The sequence below is a fragment of the Mycobacterium colombiense genome, from assembly GCF_003284975.1.
In the GTDB taxonomy this organism is placed as follows: domain Bacteria; phylum Actinomycetota; class Actinomycetes; order Mycobacteriales; family Mycobacteriaceae; genus Mycobacterium; species Mycobacterium europaeum_A.
This window is the reverse complement of the sequence record NZ_QMEU01000003.1, coordinates 64,154-79,345: the sequence shown is the minus strand read 5'-3', so window position 1 is coordinate 79,345 and position 15,192 is coordinate 64,154. Positions and strand designations below refer to the sequence as shown.

16 protein-coding genes are annotated in these 15,192 nt (G+C 66.8%); 8 read left to right on the top strand and 8 right to left on the bottom strand.

Annotated elements, in window-relative coordinates; translation table 11 throughout:
* Positions 1 to 7: 7 nt before the first annotated feature.
* The 5 genes from DQP58_RS02205 to DQP58_RS02185 all read left to right on the top strand — a co-directional run bounded on the left by DQP58_RS02205 (position 8) and on the right by DQP58_RS02185 (position 4,418).
* Positions 8 to 1,204, top strand: coding sequence for a cytochrome P450 (locus tag DQP58_RS02205; RefSeq protein ID WP_112706928.1), 1,197 nt, complete (start codon positions 8 to 10; stop codon positions 1,202 to 1,204).
* Positions 1,201 to 1,998 (top strand): enoyl-CoA hydratase/isomerase family protein, encoded by a 798-nt coding sequence (locus DQP58_RS02200; RefSeq protein ID WP_240629527.1) that lies wholly within the window; start codon positions 1,201 to 1,203, stop codon positions 1,996 to 1,998. The genes DQP58_RS02205 and DQP58_RS02200 overlap by 4 nt, the downstream gene beginning before the upstream one ends.
* 119 nt (positions 1,999 to 2,117) lie before the next feature.
* Positions 2,118 to 2,933, top strand: coding sequence for an SDR family NAD(P)-dependent oxidoreductase (locus DQP58_RS02195; protein WP_112706869.1), 816 nt, complete (start codon positions 2,118 to 2,120; stop codon positions 2,931 to 2,933).
* Positions 2,934 to 2,937: 4 nt separating this feature from the next.
* On the top strand, positions 2,938 to 3,474 hold the full coding sequence (locus DQP58_RS02190; protein ID WP_112706868.1) for a nuclear transport factor 2 family protein: 537 nt from the start codon (positions 2,938 to 2,940) through the stop codon (positions 3,472 to 3,474).
* Positions 3,471 to 4,418 carry an SMP-30/gluconolactonase/LRE family protein gene (locus tag DQP58_RS02185; RefSeq protein ID WP_112706926.1) on the top strand — a complete coding sequence of 316 codons (948 nt, stop codon included), beginning with the start codon at positions 3,471 to 3,473 and terminating at the stop codon, positions 4,416 to 4,418. The genes DQP58_RS02190 and DQP58_RS02185 overlap by 4 nt, the downstream gene beginning before the upstream one ends.
* A 226-nt stretch (positions 4,419 to 4,644) precedes the next feature.
* Here the strand turns inward: DQP58_RS02185 and DQP58_RS26945 are convergent, their stop codons facing one another.
* Complete coding sequence (locus tag DQP58_RS26945; protein ID WP_205869312.1) at positions 4,645 to 4,896, bottom strand: hypothetical protein; 252 nt, start codon at positions 4,894 to 4,896, stop codon at positions 4,645 to 4,647.
* A 103-nt stretch (positions 4,897 to 4,999) separates the two neighbouring features.
* Between DQP58_RS26945 and DQP58_RS26940 the strand changes: the two genes are divergently transcribed.
* The gene (locus DQP58_RS26940; RefSeq protein WP_205869311.1) at positions 5,000 to 5,911 is read left to right on the top strand and encodes an adenylate/guanylate cyclase domain-containing protein; all 912 of its coding nucleotides are present in this window, start codon (positions 5,000 to 5,002) and stop codon (positions 5,909 to 5,911) included.
* Positions 5,912 to 5,931: 20 nt separating this feature from the next.
* Here DQP58_RS26940 and DQP58_RS02175 read toward each other — a convergent pair whose 3' ends face one another.
* Entirely contained in the window at positions 5,932 to 7,227 is a 1,296-nt protein-coding gene (locus DQP58_RS02175) for an amidohydrolase family protein (RefSeq protein ID WP_112706867.1), read from the bottom strand.
* A 112-nt stretch (positions 7,228 to 7,339) separates the two neighbouring features.
* Between DQP58_RS02175 and DQP58_RS02170 the strand changes: the two genes are divergently transcribed.
* Positions 7,340 to 7,558 (top strand): hypothetical protein, encoded by a 219-nt coding sequence (locus DQP58_RS02170; RefSeq protein ID WP_112706866.1) that lies wholly within the window; start codon positions 7,340 to 7,342, stop codon positions 7,556 to 7,558.
* A gap of 11 nt (positions 7,559 to 7,569) precedes the next feature.
* On the opposite strand, the gene DQP58_RS02165 is transcribed toward DQP58_RS02170, so the two are convergent.
* From DQP58_RS02165 to DQP58_RS02140, 6 genes are read right to left on the bottom strand one after another with little or no spacing between them, the layout of a single operon-like run.
* The gene (locus tag DQP58_RS02165; protein ID WP_112706865.1) at positions 7,570 to 8,709 is read right to left on the bottom strand and encodes an acyl-CoA dehydrogenase family protein; all 1,140 of its coding nucleotides are present in this window, start codon (positions 8,707 to 8,709) and stop codon (positions 7,570 to 7,572) included.
* A gap of 2 nt (positions 8,710 to 8,711) precedes the next feature.
* A complete protein-coding gene (locus DQP58_RS02160; protein WP_112706864.1) occupies positions 8,712 to 9,755 on the bottom strand; it encodes an acyl-CoA dehydrogenase family protein in 1,044 nt (347 codons plus the stop codon).
* 2 nt (positions 9,756 to 9,757) lie between these two features.
* Positions 9,758 to 10,951 (bottom strand): cytochrome P450, encoded by a 1,194-nt coding sequence (locus DQP58_RS02155; RefSeq protein ID WP_112706863.1) that lies wholly within the window; start codon positions 10,949 to 10,951, stop codon positions 9,758 to 9,760.
* A 44-nt stretch (positions 10,952 to 10,995) separates the two neighbouring features.
* Positions 10,996 to 11,448: a VOC family protein gene (locus tag DQP58_RS02150; RefSeq protein WP_112706862.1), complete on the bottom strand. Its 453-nt coding sequence runs from the start codon at positions 11,446 to 11,448 to the stop codon at positions 10,996 to 10,998.
* Entirely contained in the window at positions 11,445 to 12,629 is a 1,185-nt protein-coding gene (locus tag DQP58_RS02145; RefSeq protein ID WP_276310480.1) for a CoA transferase, read from the bottom strand. The genes DQP58_RS02150 and DQP58_RS02145 overlap by 4 nt, the downstream gene beginning before the upstream one ends.
* 14 nt (positions 12,630 to 12,643) lie before the next feature.
* Positions 12,644 to 13,879 (bottom strand): CaiB/BaiF CoA transferase family protein, encoded by a 1,236-nt coding sequence (locus tag DQP58_RS02140; RefSeq protein ID WP_112706860.1) that lies wholly within the window; start codon positions 13,877 to 13,879, stop codon positions 12,644 to 12,646.
* Positions 13,880 to 13,986: 107 nt separating this feature from the next.
* On the opposite strand from DQP58_RS02140, the gene DQP58_RS02135 reads away from it, so the two are divergent.
* The gene (locus DQP58_RS02135) at positions 13,987 to 15,192 is read left to right on the top strand and encodes a cytochrome P450 (protein ID WP_112706859.1); all 1,206 of its coding nucleotides are present in this window, start codon (positions 13,987 to 13,989) and stop codon (positions 15,190 to 15,192) included.

The window sequence follows — 15,192 nt, the reverse complement described above, 5'->3', positions numbered from 1 at the left end:
GGTGCCGATGACGACGATCGAGTTACGTTGGGATCCGTTCGACCGCGCGCTGCACCAGAATCCGTACGGGGTCTGGAAACGGCTGCGCGACGAAGCGCCAACGTACTACAACGACCAGTACGGCTTCTACGCTTTGAGCCGGTTCGCCGACGTGATGGAAGCGTCGCTGGACACCGAGACGTTCTCCTCGTCGCACGGGATCACCCTCGACGCGATCACCGACGAGCCGTGGCCGTCGCCCCGGGCGATGATCATGATGGATCCACCCGACCACACCGCAATGCGAAAGATGGTCAATCGCACCTTCTTTCGTACCCAGATCGCCCGACTCGAGGACCGGGTCCGCTCGCTGTGCTGCGCCTACCTGGATGGGTTCGTCGGCGCCGACGGCTTTGACTATGTGCGCGACTTCTCGATGAAGTTACCGGTGATGGTGATCAGCTCGCTGCTGGGCTTCCCCGAGGAAGACCACGACAACCTCCGCGAGTGGTCGGACGCCCAGCTACACCGCGACGAGGGCACGACCCAGCTGAGCGAGGAGGGCCAGCGGGCCAACACGAAGCTGCTGGGGTACTACGCCGACCAGATTGCGCGACGACGGGCCGCGCCGGCCGACGACATCGTCGGCAACCTGATGACCTCCGACCTGGTCCAGGCGGGCCGCGAGACCCGTCGCCTGGACGATGGCGAAGTGTTGATGTTCATCGCGATGATCAACGTCGCCGGCAATGAGACCGTTGCGCGTCTGCTGGGATGGGCCGCGCTGACGCTGGCACAGTATCCCGACCAGCGGGCCAAGCTGGTCGACCGCCCGGACCTCATCGGCAACGCCGTCGAGGAACTGCTGCGCTACGACGCCCCGTCGCCGGTACAGGGCCGCTACACGAAACGCGACGTCACCTACAACGGCACGCTCATCCCGGCGGGCTCGCGCGTTGCCCTGCTGACCGGCTCGGCGGGCCGCGACGAACGCCAATATGAGAATCCCGACGTCCTCGACGTCGAGCGCACGGGGATCCGCCACATCAGCTTCGGCCACGGCTCGCACTTCTGCCTGGGCGCGGCACTGGCCCGCCTGGAGGCCCGGGTTGCGCTCGAGGAGACTCTCAAGCGTTTCCCGACCTGGGACGTCGACCGTGATGCCGTGACGTACGTGCACACCAATTCCGTGCGCGGCCCCGCCAGCGTGCCGATGCGGCTGTGACACCCGACCTCGCCGTCCGCACCGAAGGCGCGGTGCTCTGGTTGGTCTTGGACCGCCCCGAGGCCGGCAATTCGGTGACGCGGGCGGTGCAGCAGGCCCTCATCGAAAACCTGCGCTCCGCATCCGACGACGCGGGCGTCAGGGCGGTGGTGCTCACCGGCCGCGGTGACAAGCATTTCTGTACGGGGCCGAATCTTCGGGATCCCGGAATGCAGCCCAAGAAAGACCGGGTCGCGGGCGACGCCGCCCGCATCCTGCGCACCGGGTCTCAGGCGGTGGTGTCGGCGCTGCTGGACTGCGAAAAGCCGGTGTTGTGCGCGCTCAACGGGATCGCCGCCGGGGTCGGCGCCAGCATGGTGTTGGCGTGCGACCTCATCGTGGCCGCCGAAAATGCCCGCATCATCGAGCTTTTCGCGCGCCGCGGGCTCGCACCCGACGGGGGTGCCGCCTATCTGCTCGCTCGCAAGGTGCCGTTCAACGTCGCAAAGCAGCTGCTGTTCTTCAGCGAGGAGCTCTCCGCGGCGGAGGCCGAGCGCATCGGCCTGGTCAACAAAGTCGTCACCGCCGACGACCTCGAAGCCGAGACTGCCGCCTGGGCCCAACGGCTTGCCAGCGGGCCCACCCGTGCGCTGGCGGCGGCCAAGGCGATGCTGAATCAGGCGTTCGACGTCGACCGCGAAGCCGCATTCCGCACCGAGGCGCTGTTGGTGGAGCAGGTCGCCGCAACCGACGACGTCGCCGAGGGCATAGCGGCCTTCTCCGAACGACGCGACCCGGACTTTCGTGGACGCTGAGCTCTTCCGGGTGCGCGATGGCGATTGGATGGTAGAACACTCAGTGTTAATCTGTCACTCGCCGCGAGCCGGTCGAGGCCCGCTCCCCGATGCCATGCCATGGGCGTGAGGAGAAGCGAATGACGCTGCACCGAAACGCCGCGTCGCTGGACGGCCGGGTCGCCGTCGTCACGGGCGGGGGTGGTGGGATCGGAAGCGCCATCGCCGAGGCCCTCACCGAATTCGGCGCACGGGTGGCCATCTGGGAAAGGGACCAGCAGAGCGCCACGGCGGTGGCCGCGCGGGTCGGCGGCCTCGAGTGCATCACCGACGTACGCGATGCCGAACAGGTCGACGCGGCGCTGGCCACGACCATCGACGCGCTGGGGGTCCCGACCATCCTGGTGAACAATGCCGGCGGGGTCTTCTGGTCGGGCCTGCTGGACACCTCACCCAACGGCTGGGATGCGCTGATCCGGATCAATTTGACACAGGTGCTGCTCTGTACACAGCGCGTAGCGCGAGCCTTGGTCGAGGCGGGACAAGGCGGCAGCGTTATCAACATCAGCACCATGGAGGCGGTACGCGCCGCGCCAGGATTTGCCGCCTACGCCGCGGCCAAAGCGGGGGTGGTCAACTTCACCAAGACCGCCGCGCTGGAACTGGCGCCGCACAACATCCGCGTCAACGGGCTCGCGCCCGACTTCACGCTCACCGAGAGCCTGCAGAAGATGGCGCCCAACGGCGTCGAGAACGCCAAACTCATGGTGCCGATGGGCCGCGCGGGCCACGTCGACGAAATGGCCGGAGCCGCAATATTTTTCGCCAGTGACCTCAGCGCCTACGTGACCGGGCAGACGCTGCACGTCGACGGCGGGACATCAGCGGCCGGCGGCTGGTATCACCATCCGCAATCGGGGCGCTACATCCTCGGCCCGCCGACCCCGGCGTCCTAACCCGATGCACGACAACGAAATTCGGGATCTGTTGGCGAAGGAGGAAATTCGTCAACTGCCTTACCGTTATGCTGCGGCGATCGAAGCGCGGGATGTCGATGCGATGGCCGAGTTGTTCGTCCCGCACGCGCGGTTCGGCGACCACGGTGAGGGCCCCGAGGCGCTGCGCCGGCTGATGTCGGTCAGCGTCGACGGGAGCGTATTCGCGGTCATCCTCGTCGCTAACCACCTCGTCGAGCTGGACACAGCGGACCGCGCCCGCGGGCAGGTTTGGGCCCAGTGTTTCGCCCAGACCCATGCCGAGGGGTTTGTCGAACAGCTCATCAAGTACGAGGACCGCTACGAGCGGCACTGCGGGCGTTGGCTTTTCCTGCACCGAAGGCATCGCCTGTGCTACGGCGTGAGCCGCCGGCCGTCGCCCCTGACACAAGAAGCCGCAGCCTGGCCACGAAACCAGACCGGTGTAGGTGACCTGCCGCTGACCGACCCGGTCTTCACGGCTTGGTGGCGGAGCAGGGCCGACGGGGAAACGCGGCCGTGAGCGCCGGCCGTTGCCTAGCCGAGGGGCTCTCCTTTCCCGAAAGCCCGGTCGTCTTCGACGACGGTTCCGTCGTGGTCTCGGAGATGGCGGAAGGCAGGATCACCCGCGTCCGCCCTGACGGTGTCACCGAGACGGTGGCCGAAACCGGCGGCGGCCCCAACGGGGTGGCCCGGCTTCCGGACGGTCGGCTGGTAGTCTGCCAGAACGGCGGTGCTACTTTCGGGCTCGGCCCCTGGCCGTACGACTTCGCCGGCTGCGCAACGCTTTTCCGGCCGATGGGGCCGCCCGACCATCCCGTCGTTCCCGCGCTGCAGCTGATCGAAACCGGCGGTGAAGTCAGCACCCTGTGCACCGAATTCGTCACGCGCTCCGGCGGCACCCTGGCGCTGATGCGGCCCAGCGACATCTGCATCGACGGCGATGGCGGCTTCTACGTCACCGACGGCGGAGTCACGCGCAACCGCAGCCGCGGCATGACTGGACTGCTGTACGGCACCGTCGACGGCTGTCTTCGCGAGATCGTCTACCCGCTCGAGATGCCCAACGGCGTGGCCCTGTCCCCGGACGGGGCATTGCTCTACGTGGCCGAGACACGCACACGCCGGGTCTGGGAATTCACGCTCGACGGGCCGGGAGTGGTGTCGCGGGCGCGCGGTCTGGCAACGGTGCCCAGCGGTGGCCCGCTGAATGTCGGAGGGGCAGATGGGCTCTGTGTGGACGCGACCGGCAGAATCCTCGTCGCGACCCTGGGCACCGGTGGTGCGACCGTCTTCGCCCCGACCGGCGAGCTGTTGGGCGCCATTCCCGCTGACGATCCCATGACCACCAACCTCGCGCTGAGCCCTGACGGGCACACCGTGTTCATGACGCTGGCATCATCGGGACGACTCTTCAGTGTCGAGAACTGGCTGGACGAGTCGACCGCCGGCCGGCAGTCGCCGTGAAGCTGCTCCGGCGTCGGCTTCGTTCGCCGTTCGCTCCCACCGGAAGACCACTGCTCATATCTGGCGCGGTCATCCCTACGGTTGTCGGTTCAGCGGTCATCGCCGCACTGGCCCTGTGGTGTCTTCCGACCGGGATGGCGCTCGCCCAACAGCACGTCCTTAAGTTCAACCTCGTCGTGGCGTCGAGTTATTGCGCCGTAAGCATGCCCTCTGCGGTGATCTGCGGCTACTTGTGGATGAGCCTGCCGGCGGACGCGAGCGACGCCACCTTGCGGCGGGTCGTCTTGGCTATACCGAGGAGAATGGCCGTCGTCCACGGGGCGGTGTGGTCCACGGCCAGCGCGATTTTCGTGCTCATCAACCTCGGCAGGCCTTGGCTGGCGGCAACCTTGGGCGTTTCGATGATCCTGGGTGCGATCGTAACAACCGCATTGTCGTATTGGATGTGCGAAATCGCGCTGCGGCCGGCGACGGCCATGCTACTCACCGACCACCCGCCGAAAGATGCTCAGGGCCCAGGACTTCGGCTACGCGCGGTAAGCGCCTGGGTGATCGGAACGGGAGTTCCGACGCTGATGGTCATGCTCGTCGCCGCAAGCGCCCTCTTCGTCGAGTACTCCGCGCATCGGCTGGCACTCGTTGTTCTCGTCCTCGGGGGTTGCACCATGGCCTGTGGCCTGGTGGTCGCCGCATTCAACGCGTCATCAATCGCCGATCCCATCGACGAGGTCAGGGACGGCATGCAGCGTGTGCAGCGCGGCGAATTCGACGTGTCCGTAGCCGTTTTCGACGCCTCCGAGCTGGGCCTGTTACAGGCGGGCTTCAACACCATGGCGACCGGACTGCGTGAACGAGAACGCCTGCGCGACCTGTTCGGCCGCCACGTCGGCCAGGACGTGGCTCGGTTGGCCGAGCAGCTCGCCGCCGCCGGTGACCAGATCGAGATGGGCGGAGTCAACCGCGAAGTGGCGGTGTTGTTCGTGGACCTGGTCGGCTCGACCCGACTGGCCACCACACTCGAGCCACCCGAATTGCTGGCGACGCTCAACGACTTCTTCACGATGGTCGTGAACGCGGTCGAAGCGAATAGCGGCTTTGTCAATAAGTTCGAGGGGGACGCGACGCTGGCGGTCTTCGGCGCTCCCCTCGACGACGACGACAGGGCCTCGCACGCACTGGCGACGGCGCGCGCACTCAACAGGATTTTGAATCCGCCCGGCGCGCCGATCAGGGCCGGCATCGGCGTCTCGGCCGGCATGGCGGTAGCCGGCAACGTCGGCCACCCGGGCCGCTACGAGTACACGGTGATCGGCGACCCGGTCAACGAGGCGGCGCGACTCACCGAGGTCGCCAAACTATCGGTGGGCGTCGCCGCGTCGGCCACCGCGCTTGTCATGGCGAGTCAGGCGGAGTCACGGCGGTGGCGGGTCGTCGACTCCAAAGTGCTACGCGGCCGAGCCAATTCGACCGACATCGCCGTACCGGTCAACTGACGCCCAAGGACGGTTAGCGGTCATACCTTGTGGGACTTCTGCTCTTCCATCTTGTTCAGGAACGCCTCGAGGCCGACACCGCCATGGCCCGCCATGACCTCGTCGTAGTCGTACTCCGGCGGGTTGCCGCCGTTGGGGCGCCACCCGGCATCCGCGGTACACGACTTGAAGCCTTCTTCGGGAAAGGCGTACCACCGTCGCGTGTTGAGTTCGACGATCTTCGCGGCCTCCGCGTCGGGCACGTCGGCGAGCATCTCCTCGGCGCGCGCGCGGCTCTTGGGCCAGAACGAGTCGGAGTGCGGGTAGTCGCATTCCCAGGTGATGTTGTCGATGCCAATCTGGTGGCGCATCGCCATGCCGACCTCGTCTTCGATGAAGCAGCCGGAGATGTTGCGCCGGAACAGTTCCGACGGAGCGACCGTGGGATGGATGTTCTGGTAGAACTTGTGCTTGCGCCACACGTAGTCCGCGCGCTCGACGAGGTACGGCATCCAGCCGACGCCGCCTTCGGAGAAGGCAACCTTGAGGTTCGGGTGTTTGTGGAACACCGGCGAGAAGATGAGCTCGGTCGCGGCGGCCATGGACGTGGTACCCATCAACGTGATCATCACCGCGAACGGAGCCTCGGGCGCGGTCTGCGGGGGGAACCCGCCACTGCCGAAGTGCATCACCGCGGTCAAGTTGGTCTCTTCGAGCGCCGACCACACCGGCTCCCAGTACGCGGTGTGGTAGCTGGGCAGCTTCAGGTTGGTCGGGTTGTCCGGCAGCCCGATCGCCCGCGCCCCCTTGGCCGCCACCCGTTCGATCTCGGCGACGATCAGGGCCGGGTCCCACAGCGGCGTGATCGCCATCGGGATGAACCGGGCGGGATCGGTGGCACACCACTCGTCGAGCGAGAAGTCGTTCCACGCCTGGACGGACAAGTGCGCCAATTCCTTGTCCTCGCCCTCGAGGAAAACGGTGCCACAGAAGCGGGGGAACGACGGGAAGCACAGCATGGCGTGCACGCCGTCGATGTCCATGTCGGCCAGCCGGGCTTTCGGGTCGTAGCAGCCGGGGATCATGTCGGCGTAGCGGATCGGGTCGACGCCGAACTCCTCCGGCGACTTGCCGGCGACCGCGTTCAGCCCGATGTTGGGATAGGGCCTGCCCTCGTACACCCATTGCTGCACCGGCGGCGCTCCGTCGCGCGGAAATTCGACGATTCTTGGACCGTCGCCGAGGAATTTCTTCGGCAACCGGTCCGCCCAGACCTGCGGCGGCTCGATCAGGTGATCATCGACGGACAGGAGCTTCATCGAAGGTTGCAGCGGCATTGTGGGAGTCGTCTCTCGATTTGGTGCGATACGGTACAAGTGAACAGATTCTGACCATTTGACTATAGCGCCGATGGCGGCCAGAGCCCAACAGGGCACATCCAGGAGAACCATGACGACACCCGATACCCCGCATTCGCGCATCCCGCACGACGATTGGGCCGACCAGGACCTGCTCACCAAAGGTGAGGCGGCCGAACGCGTCGCCGCCGAGATCGCCGAGGTCGCGGCCAAACTCGGCGCTTCGGATGATCAGGACGAGACGCTGACGCGACGACTCAACGGGCTGCAGGAGGCCTACAAGCACCTGACCCGGGACCCTCAGGGCTGACCCCGGCCTACTCAGGCCCGTGGCAAGCCCAGCACCCGTTGGGCGACGATGTTGCGCTGGACTTGGGCCGTTCCGCCGTAGATGCTTGCGGCGCGCGACCACACGTAGATATCCCATTCCAGGCCTTCGGTGAGCAGAGGTCCGCTAGCCGAAAGGTCCATCATGGCGTGGGCGAAGAACTGGTCGGCACGCGTCATGAGCAACTTGTCCACCGAACCCTCGGGGCCGGGAAGCCGGCCGTTCTGGCGCTCCGTCAGGGATCGCATGACCTTGATCTGCAGTGCTCGCAGCTCGACGTAAGCCTGGCCGAGCCGGGCCCGAGCCGACGGCGAGTCTTCGAGCCAGCCGACGCGAACGTCGTCCTCGAGGCGGCGTAACTGCGTTGTGAGCCGGCCAATCCAGTTGATGTCGCTGGGACCGCGCTCGTAGGCGAGCAGCTGGTTGGCGATGGACCAGCCCTCCCCACGTTGGCCGAGCAGGTTGCCCGCGGGTACGTCCACGTTGTCGAACGTGATCTCGGTGAACTCGCGGTTGCGCGCGGCGTTCACGATGGGCCGCACTTCGATGCCGGGCGTCGACATCGGCACCAGCAAAACGGAAATGCCCGCGTGCTTCGGTGCGTCCGGCTCGGTGCGGCACAGCAGGAAGCACCAGTCGGCGACCGCGCCGAAGCTCGTCCAGATCTTGCGGCCGTTGACGCGAAACATCCCACGCCCACCGGTGTCGATGAAATCGGCGCGGGTCTTCAGGCCGGCAAGGTCGGATCCGGCCTCGGGTTCGGAGAACCCCTGACACCAGCGCACGCGGCCGGACAACAGCCCGGGCAATAGCGCGTCGCGCTGCTCGTCGGTTCCGAACAGGCGCAACGCGTTGCTGAGGTGACCGACGCCCTCGATGGGTGCGGCGCCGGCCCGCCCGAGCTCGTCGTTGAGGATCGCCTCGTAGACCGGCGTCCTGCCATGTCCCCCATACTCGACGGGAAAGGACAAGCCGATGTATCCGGCTTCGTAAAGTGTTTGGTGCCATGCGTTTTGCGCGTCAGCCCGCGCCGCCGGGTCGTCGGGGATCGCGGCGTCGGCGGCGTGGTCTGACAGCCACTGCCGCAGCTCGGCACGAAACTGCGCCTCGGGTGCACTGTCGTTGAAGTCCATGGCTAGGCGAGCTCGCAGTTCGCCAGCCGCAGCGAGCCAATGGCCTCGTAGTGCACCGCTTCGTCGCCGAACAACCGCCGGTCCAACAGTGTCCTGCGCAGCCGCAGGTGCGAAACGTGCTCCCAGGTGATCGCGATGCCGCCGAAGACCTGAACCGCGGTCTCGACCACCTCTCGGCCCGCCGCCGAGGCGTATGCTTTCGCCGCCATTGCCGCCAGGCGCGCCTCCTCGGCCGGCAGGTGGTCGACCGCCCAAGCGGCGTGCCAGAGGCAACTCCGGGCGCCTTCCACTCGCACCAGCGCATCGGCGAGCAGATGCCCCACGGCCTGAAACGACCCGATCTTCACCCCGAATTGAGCCCGCTCACCCGCATAGCGGACCGCGTCGTCCAGGGCGCCCTGCATGACGCCGACCAGGTCGGCGGCAACGGCCGTCATCGCCAACGAGCCCACGCGTTGCCACCGCTCGTCATCGATGGCCTCTCCCGCCACCGCCCCCGAATCGACCGAATCTGCTGGCAAACACCGAAATTCACGTGTCAGGTCGAGCGCCTGCGGGCCGGACCCGCCCAGCGGTGCGCAGACAACCCTGCGTTGTCCGTCGGCGTGGGTGGCCAGTAGTCCATGGGTGGCGCCCGCGGCGTCGAACGCCACCCCAGGTCGGTGAGCCGAGCCGAAACCCATCAAGTCCGGGCCCAGCACGGGCGCCAGCCGGAGGCTGCCTTCCGCGACGAGCTCCAATTCTTTTTCGGCTCCGGCCGCCTCCAGGATTTCGGTGGCCAGCACCGCCTGGCCCACCACCGGAACGGCGCTGAGGGTCTTGGCGAGTTCTTCGATCACGATGATGGCTTCCACCCCGCTCGCGTCGAGTCCGCACAGGCGCGGCGAACGCAGCGTCGGCACACCGAGATTCACCACGCGGCGCCACTGGGCATCCAGGGCCGCGCCGGCCGGAATCTCGTCGGCGCTGCTGACCGCGAGCTCCTCCCCCAGCTGCGCGGCGGTGTCGCGGAGCAGTTGCTGCTCGTCGGTGAAGGCGATCTCCATGGTCAGCGCAGGGTCATCTCCACGCTGGTGTATCCGCGCACCGTCGCGGTGAGCACGCGTTCGCGCGCACCGATGGAGTAGTCGGGAAACCTGTCGGCGATGTATTCGAACACCAGCTGCGCCTCCCGGCGCGCCAACCATTGCCCGAGACAGATGTGGATTCCCCACCCGAAGTACACGTCGGTGCCGCGCGGCCTGTCGATGACGAAGCGGTCGGGGTCGTCATACCGCCGTTCGTCACGGTTGGCGCTGCCCAGGAGCAGTAGCACCCAGTCGCCGGCGTCCATGGTGACGCCGTGACGCTCGATCGGCCGGGTCAGGGTGCGGGCCACCCAGTGGCTCGGGGTGTCGTAGCGCAGCGCCTCGTTCACCGCCGCGGGAATGAGGCTGCGGTCCTTCACGATTCGCTGCCACTCCTCGGGATGCGCGGCGAGCGCGACGAGGCCGTTGGAGATCAGCTTCTGGGTGGTTTCTGAGCCGGCGGCCGACAGGAGATTGCAGAACATCAGCACCTCGTGCGGGGTCAGGGCGCGCTCGCCGCCAGCTTCGGGGTCGTCGAATGTGGCTTGCAGCACGACGCTGATCAGGTCGTCGCCCGGGTCGGTGCGGCGCTGTTCGATCAGGTCACCGATGTACTGGCTGATCAGGCGGTTGGCCTCGATGGCTTTGGCCGGCATCGCGACCTGCCCTTCCTCCCGGGTGAGGAAGGCCTCCCACCAGACGCGCAGCTGCGCACGGTCGCTGTGCGGCACGCCGAGCAGATCACCGATCACGTCCGTGGGCACCGAGAACGCGAACGCCTCCATCGCGTCGACGGTGGTACCCGGTTGCAGCCGGCCAAGGTGCGCGTCGACCACGGCCCGCAGGGCAGACTCCATGGCGGCGACCGCTTTTGGCGTGAAGAACCCTTTGAGGACCCCGCGAATGCGGTCGTGGCGAGGCGGGTCCATCGAGATCACCGAGTACTTGCGTCCGTCGTTGTCCGGGTTCTCCGGTGCCGGACCGCGCTTGGACGAGAACGTCTCCCAATCCCGCAGAGCCCGCGACACGTCTTCGAACCTGGACAGGACCCACCAGCGGTTTTCGGGATCACGGTAGACCGGCGCCTCGTCGCGCAATCTCCGGTACACCGGGTACGGATCGTCGAAGATCGCCGTGGAGAACGGCGAATACATCAACTCACTGGTTGCTGGCACAGCCCTGACTCTATCATCGCAATGAACAATCGGACGCTGAGTGACTAGTTGCTCAGTTGCTTCGGCGGCGTGCGTTCGATCAACTCGATCCAGTTGCCGTCGGGGTCAGTCGCCATCAGTCCCCGGTTGCCGCCAACGAAGGTGACCGTTCGTTCCGGTCGGGCTTGGCCACCCAGGCGCTCGATACGCGCGACGACCGCGTCCGCGCCGTCGACGCGGAACGACAGGTGGGTGAATCCCACCGCGTTCATCCGGCGGGGCCGGCGCTTCTCGCGCACGCCCGGTACCGGGTAGCCGAGCAACTCGAGGCGAAACCCGTCGCGCTGCAGGTAGACCAAGTCCAGCACCAGCCCGGGCACGCCCAGCAGATGGGCGGTCTCGGGCCCGTCCACGCGCAAGCGACCACATTCGTCGAATCCCATTGCCAAGCAATAGAACTGAACAGAACGTTCGAGATCGCTGACGCACAGCCCGATATGGGTGAGGCGGTCGGTCATGCGGTGTCGTCGGCGAGTTCGTCGAGCAGCGCGTTGTGTTCCCCGAGCAGGGGGGGCCGTGCGGGGGCGCCGACAGGGTTGGCGCGGAACACATACGGCGTGCCCGGATAGCGGAAGGTCTCCCCCAGTTCCGGGTGGTGGACCGGAACATGGAAGCCGCGGGCCGCGATGTGTTCGTCCTCGAAGGCCTCGTCGGGGGACAGCACGGCTCCGGCCGGGAATCCGCGTCGCTGGCTTTCCAGAAAGTACTCATTCGCCGGCATCCGGGAGGCGATCAAGGTGATCGCGTCGCGGGCCGCGGTCAGTATCGCCGTGGTCTCGTCGTCGGCACCGATCATCGCGATGTCGACCGGCTCGTCGCGACAGGCGGCCATCTCCAAGAACACCACCTCTGGGAGTTCGTCGGTGAGGCCGAGGTCCGCGAGCCAGGTCAGCAGGTTCGCGAATTCCGGCGGCTTGCGCGGCAGCACGCCGGTGGTGGCGTAGGCACCGTCGGCGCACCGGACCTGGGTCGGTTGGCTCGGCGTGAAGTACGCGTGGCGGCCGGTCTGGCGGACGCACGTCTCGTTGTTGACCAGCCAGTGGTAGGTCGTTTGCTCACAGCTGACGTTGCAGGCCGCGTTGACGCTGACGTCGACGAGCTGACCCTGGCCGGTCTGGTCGCGGTGCGCCAAGGCGACCAGCGCCCCGATGGCGCAATATAGGCCGGCGAGGTTGGCCGACTGCTCGCCGGCGCCGCGGATCGGCGGCAGGGAGTGATCGTCGTAGCCACAGTTCCAGACCGGACCGCCGCCGGCGAGCATGGTGAGGTCGGTGACGGGTTGGTCGGCCCGCATGCTGTCGAGGCCGAATGGGGTGACCGCCACCCAGATCAGGGACGGGTGCCGGGCATCGCCGACCGGGCCGGACCCGGAGATCACGATGTCGGAGCCAGCGATCAGGCGCCCCAGTGCGTTGACACCCTCCGCGGTGTCGAGATCGACGGTCACCGACCTCTTGCCCACGTTGCCGCTCCACCAGCGCAGGCTGGTATCCGACCCGATGTCGTCGTGCGCGAACGGCGGTCGCGACCGATGTGAGGATCCCGCGGGAGGTTCGACGACGACGACCTCCGCGCCGAGTTCGGCGAGCAACCTTCCCCCGATGGGGGTGAACTGGCCGCTGATCTCGACGACGCGAATCCCGCTCAGCGCGTTCAGATCACACCCCGCTTTGCCAATTCGTCCAGCTCCTGATCACTGCGCCCGAGCAGCCCGCCCAGCACGTCTCGGTTGTGTTCCCCCAGACACGGCGCGGCCCGCGAAAATTTCCACGGCGAGGCCGCCATTCGCAGGGGAAGCCCTTCGACGCGCACCGTCCCGATCTCGGGGTGCGTCACCGTCGGAAAGAGTCCCCACTCTGCGAGGTCCGGGTCTTCGTCGATCCGTTCCCGGGGCGACTTCACGACACTCGCCGGGACCCCGGCCGCACTGAGTTCGGCTGCCAGCGAGGAGGCTTCCCGGGTCCGGGTGCAGGCGCTGACGAGTGCGTCGAGTGCGTCGGCGCCGAGCAACCGCTGCTCCAGGGTGGCGAACCGGTCGTCTGTCAATCGCGGTTCGTCGATGACTTTGGACAGCAGGGCGACGTCCCGGTCGTCGCGGCAGGCGATGGCGATCCACCGGTCCTCGCCCAGGCACGGATAGATCCCATGCGGGGCCATCTCACCGAAGTCGGCGTGGTTACCGTCCGGGAATCCCGGCCGGCGCGCGGCCCGCTCGTTGACCGTCCAGTCCAGCACCTCGGTGGGCAGCATCGCGATGCCCGCAGGCACCGTGGCCAAGTCGATGTGTTGGCCCTCGCCGGTGCGTTCGCGCTGATGCAGGGCCGCCAGGATCGCAACCGTCATGTAGTAGGCGGCGACGTGATCCATGTACGAGTAGCCCCATCCCGCGGGCTCACGGTCGGGCAGCCCGGCGGTGAAGGTCAACCCGCTCAGCGCCTGAACGATGGGACCCCAGGTCTTGAAATGGCGGTAGGGGCCGCTATGTCCGAAGCCGCAGTTGGAGACGTAGATGATGTCGGGCTTGATCCGGCGCAGCTGGTCGAAGCCGAAACCCATCCTGTCCAGCACGCCGGCGGCGAAATTCTCACAGACGATGTCAGACACGGCAATCAGCTCACGCAGCAGCTGCTTGCCGGCCTCGTGACGCAGGTTGATGGTCACCCCGAGCTTGCCCACGTTGTGGTTGTTGAAGCCGGCGCCCAGATTCACGCCCCGGCGCTCGTCGACGAATGGGCCGACGCCGCGCAGCGCGTCCCACATCCCACGCGTTGCGGGGTCTTCGACTCGGATGACCTCGGCACCGAAGGCGGCCAGGATCTTCGTCGCCCCGGCGCCGGCCAGTTGACCGCCGAGGTCGCATACCCGAAGGTGGGACAACCCGACGCTCACCGTGCAACAATAAAACAGATTTTGTTCTTCTGCCAACGCCGCGCCGCAGTCCGGCCCGGGCGGAAGCTACTCGCAGATTAACAGTTGATGTTCTATTGTTCAGTGTTATGGTGACGATCACAGCGGCCCGCTTCGACGAGCCGGCGTTCTACCTCGGCGACCCGAACGCCACATTCGCGCAGTTGCGCGAACACGATCCCGTGCATTGGTACGAGGAGGGCCAGTTCTGGGTCATCACCAAGTATGAAGACATTAAGGGTATCTCGGCTCGACCCGAGCGGTTCAAGTCGGAGCGCATTGGGATCATGATGGATCTGATCGCGCACCGGGAGGGCCGCGACCCTCAGGGATACGGCAACCGCGGCATCATGTTCATGGATCCGCCGGTGCACCGAGTGCATCGCAAGGCTGTCGGCGTGCGGTTCACACCGGCCGCGGTCGCCAAGATGGAGGCCCGGGTACGCCAGGTCGTCAACGATGTGCTCGACGACCTGCCGAACGGTGAATTCGACTGGATTCAACGGGTCGCCGAGCCCATCCCCGTGTATGTGTTCGCCTACCTGCTGGGAGTGCCCGAGGAAGACTGGCCCAAGGTCGCCGGCTGGGCGACCACGATCGCCAACGTCGGTGGTGGGGCCGCGAGCGACGAGGACTACGCGTTCATCTTCGAACACATCGGGCCCTATCTGATGAGCCTCGTCGCCGAACGCAAGGAGCATCCTCAGGACGATCTGCTCACGATGCTCTCCCAGGTGGCCGTTGACGGGGAGCCCTTCGACGACATGCAGGTGATGATCTACGCGCTCACCTTGCTCGCCGCCGGCAGTGAGACGACGCAGAGCCTGATCGCGGGAATCGCCGATTGCCTCGACACACATCCCGACCAATCGGCGGTGTTGTTCGCCGATCCGGGCCTCAGCGGCAACGCCGTCGAGGAGGTGCTGCGTTACTGGACGCCGGTGATGAGCATGGCCCGGCAGGCGGCCCGCGACGTTCGTCTGCGCGGTGCGGAGGTCAAGGAAGGCGACGGGGTGCTGCTCGCCTATGCGTCCGCGAACCGCGATCAGGAGCACTGGGGCCCGACCGCCGAACAGTTCGACATCCACCGCCAGGACGCCGCCAATCACCTCGGCTTCGGGGTCGGCGAGCACTTCTGCATGGGCGCCGCCCTGGCTCGACGCGAAGCTCGTCTGCTGCTGGAGGAAGTGGCGCGGCGCGCCAAGGGGATTCACGTGGTCGGCAACCGAGTGCCTCGCGTGTCGACGCTGGTGCACACGCACGACCACCTGCCTGTTGTGCTCGACTACCGCTGA

What these genes read in the sequence shown, in the direction of transcription:
- DQP58_RS02195 (WP_112706869.1), top strand. Translation starts at nt 2,118, where the DNA reads ATGACGCTGCACCGAAACGCCGCGTCGCTGGACGGCCGGGTCGCCGTC.
- DQP58_RS02160 (WP_112706864.1), bottom strand. Translation starts at nt 9,755, where the DNA reads ATGGAGATCGCCTTCACCGACGAGCAGCAACTGCTCCGCGACACCGCC.
- DQP58_RS02205 (WP_112706928.1), top strand. Translation starts at nt 8, where the DNA reads ATGACGACGATCGAGTTACGTTGGGATCCGTTCGACCGCGCGCTGCAC.
- DQP58_RS02190 (WP_112706868.1), top strand. Translation starts at nt 2,938, where the DNA reads ATGCACGACAACGAAATTCGGGATCTGTTGGCGAAGGAGGAAATTCGT.
- DQP58_RS02170 (WP_112706866.1), top strand. Translation starts at nt 7,340, where the DNA reads ATGACGACACCCGATACCCCGCATTCGCGCATCCCGCACGACGATTGG.
- DQP58_RS02150 (WP_112706862.1), bottom strand. Translation starts at nt 11,448, where the DNA reads ATGACCGACCGCCTCACCCATATCGGGCTGTGCGTCAGCGATCTCGAA.
- DQP58_RS02165 (WP_112706865.1), bottom strand. Translation starts at nt 8,709, where the DNA reads ATGGACTTCAACGACAGTGCACCCGAGGCGCAGTTTCGTGCCGAGCTG.
- DQP58_RS26945 (WP_205869312.1), bottom strand. Translation starts at nt 4,896, where the DNA reads ATGGCCGTCGCCGGCCGCAGCGCGATTTCGCACATCCAATACGACAAT.
- DQP58_RS02135 (WP_112706859.1), top strand. Translation starts at nt 13,987, where the DNA reads ATGGTGACGATCACAGCGGCCCGCTTCGACGAGCCGGCGTTCTACCTC.
- DQP58_RS02175 (WP_112706867.1), bottom strand. Translation starts at nt 7,227, where the DNA reads ATGCCGCTGCAACCTTCGATGAAGCTCCTGTCCGTCGATGATCACCTG.
- DQP58_RS26940 (WP_205869311.1), top strand. Translation starts at nt 5,000, where the DNA reads ATGCTCGTCGCCGCAAGCGCCCTCTTCGTCGAGTACTCCGCGCATCGG.